Raw genomic sequence first — 4,413 nt, forward strand, 5'->3', positions numbered from 1 at the left:
CTCGACAACCTCGCCGCCGGGCAGATCGCCGCCGGCAGCCTGCAGGCGGTCAACGGCGGGCAGGTGTTCGGCCTGGGCACCGGCATCGCGAACATTTTCGGCGGCGGCGCCACGTTCAACGCCGGCGGCAGCTTCACCGCGCCGAACTACGTCATAGGCGGCAACACCTACACCGATGTCGGCGCCGCACTGACCGCACTCGACAACGGCCAGAGCAACGGCAACGCCTTCGCCGTGCAGTACGACGACGACGGCGCCGGCCATCCGAACTACGCCGCGATCACTTTGCGCGGCCCGGCCGGCACCGGCACCACGCTCGACAACCTCGCCGCCGGGCAGATCGCCGCCGGCAGCCTGCAGGCGGTCAACGGCGGGCAGATCTCGACGATGGGCGACTCCATCGCCTCGATCTTCGGCGGCGGCTCGCTGTTCAACGGCGGGACCTTCGGCGCGCCGAGCTACACCGTGCAAGGCGGCAGCTATGCCGACATCGGCGCCGCCTTCGCCGCGGTCGACGCCAGCCTGACCAATCTCAACAACCGCATCGACAACCTGCCGCCGGCGACCACCCCCGACCCGCGCGTGGCCATCGACGGCACCGGCAACGCCTCGGTCGCGGCCGGTTCGCGCGGCGTCGCGGTCGGCGCCAGCGCCAGCGCAGGCGGCAGCCGCGCCACCGCGATCGGCGGCGACAGCTACGCGGCCGGCGCCAACGACACCGCGATCGGCGGCAACGCCCGGGTCGACGCCGACGGCAGCACCGCGCTGGGCGCCAATGCCAGCGTCGCCGCCGGCGCCGCCAACGCGGTCGCGGTCGGCGAAAGCGCCAGCGTCAGCGCCTCCGGCGCGGTCGCCCTCGGCCAGGGCGCGGTGGCCGACCGCGCCAACACCGTGTCGGTGGGCAACGCCGGCCAGCAGCGCCAGATCGTCAACGTCGCCGCCGGCAGCCAGGACAACGACGCGGTCAACGTGGCCCAGCTCAAGGCCTCGCAGGCCGGCACGGTGCGCTACGACAGCAATCCCGACGGCAGCGTCAACACCACCCAGGTGACGCTCAACAACGGCGGCGCCGCGGTGACGATCCGCAACGTCCGCGCCGGCACCGCCAACACCGACGCGGTCAACGTGCAGCAGCTCAACGAAGGCGTGAACCGCGCGATCGCCACCTCCAACCAGTACACCGACAACTGGGGCAACCAGTTGCGCAACGAGATCGGCCGGCTCGACGACAAGGCCAGCGCCGGCGTCGCTTCGGCGATGGCGGTGGCCGGCCTGCCGCAGTCGTACATGCCCGGCAAGAGCATGGCGGCGATCGCGGCCAGCAGCTTCCGCGGCGAGAGCGGCTTCGCCATCGGCATTTCCACCATCACCGAAGACGGACGCTACGTCTACAAGATCTCGGGCAACAGCAACTCCAAGGGCGACGTCGGCGTGACCGTCGGCGCCGGCATCGTGTGGTGACCGCGGCGGCCGCAGGACGCGCGCCGGCGCTTCGCCGCTGAATCACCGGGACCTCCCCCCGGCGACCCGCCCGCCCCCCGGCCCGCGGGAAGCCAGCCGCCCGGAGCGATCCGGGCGGCTTTTTTATCGCCGGCATCGAGCGATGGGCATCGGCGAAAGCGCAGGCGCGAGCGGCTTCAGGCGATGCCTGTCCCCATCGCGTACCATCGCGCTCAACGCATCGAAGAGCGCGCGAATGTTCTACGTGGGACTCTCGGCCGAACCCGGACGCGAGGACGTGGCGGCCGCGTTCGCCGCGCACGCGCCGCGCGCGCGGCTGCGCTGGGGCGAGCTCGACGACGACTGCGCGGGCGTGGTGTTCCTGCGCATCGAGCGCAACGCCAGCGAATTCGGGTTCGTGCTCAGCGCCACCAACCTCGCCGGCGGCGACGACTACGACCTGGGCCTGGCGATCGCGCGCACGCTGTCGCAGGCACTGGGGTGCCGCAGCGTCTGCGACGGCACCCGGCACGGGCCGGACGCGTCGCCGGGCTGGTGCCTGGTCTGGATCGAAGGCCAGGCCTGGCTGGGCGACGACTACCACAGCTTGTTCTACGACGATTCGCCGGAGCTGAGCGCCGAAGAACGCGCTGGCCTGGGGCCGATCAAGCTCCTGCACCGGCTGGAGCTCTAGCGCGGCGCCAGGATCATGGGGCTTGGATCGGCGGTCGGTCGCACCCATTTCCTGCTCAGCCCCCGCAACCGCTCGCCGCCGCATGACCGCCCAAGCCGTTTCCGCCGCCACCGATGCCGCGCAACGCCTGCACGACTGGCTGCGCCCGCACCGCCGCGTGTTCGTGCTGACCGGCGCGGGCATCAGCACCGGTTCGGGCATTCCGCATTACCGCGACGAGAGCGGCGCCTGGCAGCGCAAGCCGCCGATCGATTTTCGCGCCTTCACCGGCGATGCGCGCGCGCGTTCGCGCTACTGGGCGCGCAGCTTCGTCGGCTGGCCCGCGTTCGACCGCGCGCAGCCCAACGCCGGCCACCTCGCGCTGGCGCGCTGGCAGCAGCGCGAGCCCGGCCACGCGCTGGTGACCCAGAACGTCGATGCGCTGCACAGCCGCGCCGGCAGCCTGGACGTGGTCGACCTGCACGGCCGCCTGGACGAAGTGGTCTGCCTGGACTGCGGCGCGCGCCAGCCGCGCGCGCAGGTGCAGGAGCGCTTGCTGCAGGACAACCCGGACTGGCGCGACCTCGACGCCGCCGCCCTGCCCGACGGCGACGCCGACCTCGACGGCCTGGATTTCGAGCGCTTCCGCATTCCGCCGTGCGAAGCCTGCGCCGGCATGCTCAAGCCCGACGTGGTGTTCTTCGGCGAAAACGTGCCGCGCGCGCGGGTGAGCGCGGCGCAGCAGGCGCTGGCCGCGGCCGACGCGATGCTCGTGGTCGGCTCGTCGCTGATGGTCTATTCCGGCTTCCGCTTCGCCCGCGCCGCGCGCGAGGCGGGACTGCCGCTGGCGCTGCTCAACCGCGGGGTGACCCGCGCCGACGCTATCGCCACGCTCAAGCTCGAAGCCGATTGCGGCGCGACGCTGGATGCCGCCCTGGCGTAGCCGCGCGTGCTCCCTGTAGGAGCGGCGCGAGCCGCGACTGCGACCACTCAACTACGCCGTGGGTTTCGTCGTAGCTGCGTGGTCGCGGTCGCGGCTCGCGCCGCTCCTACAGGCGGGAAACCGGTTTATTTCGCGGCGGGGGCGAGTTTGCTCTGTTCCAGGAACAGCTTGCGCGCGGCCACGCCGATGTCGGGCTGGTCGATGAAGAAGCCCTGCACGCCCAGGCCGTACAGTTGCAGCGCTTCGCCCAGCGCGCTCTGGTCGATGCCGTTGGCGGTCTGGGTCAGGAACGGTTCTTCGGCGCGCACGGTGTAGGGATGCACCTGCAGGCCCAGCGCCAGCGCGCGGCCGAGCAGCGGGTGGACGAAGCCGGTGTTGCGGGTCGCCAGCAAGGCGCGGCCGTCGCCGTCGGCGTCGCGCTTGGCCGGCAGCGGCGCGCGTTCGATCAGGCTGGTCTTGGACGGGCCCAGGCCTGCGACGTAATGCGCCTTCATCCACGCCAGCGCGGCGGTTTCGGTCAGCGCGCCGAAGGTCGCCTTGCTCAGGCCGCCGGGGATGGCCTGGCCGAGGTCGCCGTAGATGCGCGCCAAGTCCGCGCCGGTGCGCAGGTTGTAGACGAAGTCGTAGGGCGTATCGCGGCCGAAATCGCCGTACAGCTGCACCAGCGGCAGGTCGACGCCGGCGCGCGGCATGATCTCGCGCTTGAGCTCGATCAGGTTGCCGACCTCGAAGCTCTGGATGTACACCCGGCGCGGATCAGTGAAGCCTTCGGCGACCAGCGTGTCGATCAGCTTGCGGCCCAGCGAGATGCCGATCGGGCTGCCGTCGAGGCGCTTGCCTTCGCTGGCGAACCAGGTCGGGTGCTTGGTTTCCGGATAGATGCCGATGACCCGGCCGTCGCGGCTCTCGGCCTTGGCCAGCGCGATCACCTCCTTCAAGGTCGCGATACCGAACTGGCCGTCGTAGCGGGTGTTGCCCGGGCGCACCTGCGGAATGCGCTCCTTGGCGCGCAGGGTCTTGAGCTCGGCCAGGGTGAAGTCTTCGGTGAACCAGCCGGTCAGGGTTTCGCCGTCGATGGTCTTGGTGGTCTTGCGCGCGGCGAACTCGGGATGCTCGGCGACGTCGGTGGTGCCGGAGATCTCGTTCTCGTGGCGCACCACCAGCTCGCCGTCGCGGGTGGCGACCAGGTCCGGCTCGATGAAATCGGCGCCCTGGGCGACGGCCAGGCGATAGGCCTCGAGCGTGTGTTCGGGGCGGTAGCCGCTGGCGCCGCGGTGGGCGATCACGATCAGGCCGCGCTGCCCGAGCGGTGCGGCGGCAGGGGCTTGAGGCGCGGCGGTGTGCGGCATCGGCGGGG

4 protein-coding genes are annotated in these 4,413 nt (G+C 71.7%); 3 read left to right on the forward strand and 1 reads right to left on the reverse strand.

Annotated features, from left to right (window positions below; genetic code table 11):
* From A7A76_RS17990 to A7A76_RS18000, 3 genes are all read left to right on the forward strand, one after another.
* The coding region (locus A7A76_RS17990; protein WP_206412494.1) for a YadA family autotransporter adhesin at window positions 1–1,461 on the forward strand (1,461 nt) is incomplete at its 5' end.
* Window positions 1,462–1,696: 235 nt separating this feature from the next.
* Window positions 1,697–2,134, forward strand: coding sequence for a hypothetical protein (locus A7A76_RS17995; protein WP_206412495.1), 438 nt, complete (start codon window positions 1,697–1,699; stop codon window positions 2,132–2,134).
* A gap of 82 nt (window positions 2,135–2,216) precedes the next feature.
* Window positions 2,217–3,056: an NAD-dependent protein deacetylase gene (locus tag A7A76_RS18000; RefSeq protein WP_206412496.1), complete on the forward strand. Its 840-nt coding sequence runs from the start codon at window positions 2,217–2,219 to the stop codon at window positions 3,054–3,056.
* Between the two features lie 125 nt (window positions 3,057–3,181).
* On the opposite strand, the gene A7A76_RS18005 is transcribed toward A7A76_RS18000, so the two are convergent.
* Window positions 3,182–4,413: glycerophosphodiester phosphodiesterase family protein (locus tag A7A76_RS18005; RefSeq protein ID WP_343225361.1), on the reverse strand; the 1,232-nt coding region annotated here is incomplete at its 5' end.

This window comes from Lysobacter enzymogenes (assembly GCF_017168095.1).
Taxonomy (GTDB): domain Bacteria; phylum Pseudomonadota; class Gammaproteobacteria; order Xanthomonadales; family Xanthomonadaceae; genus Lysobacter; species Lysobacter enzymogenes_D.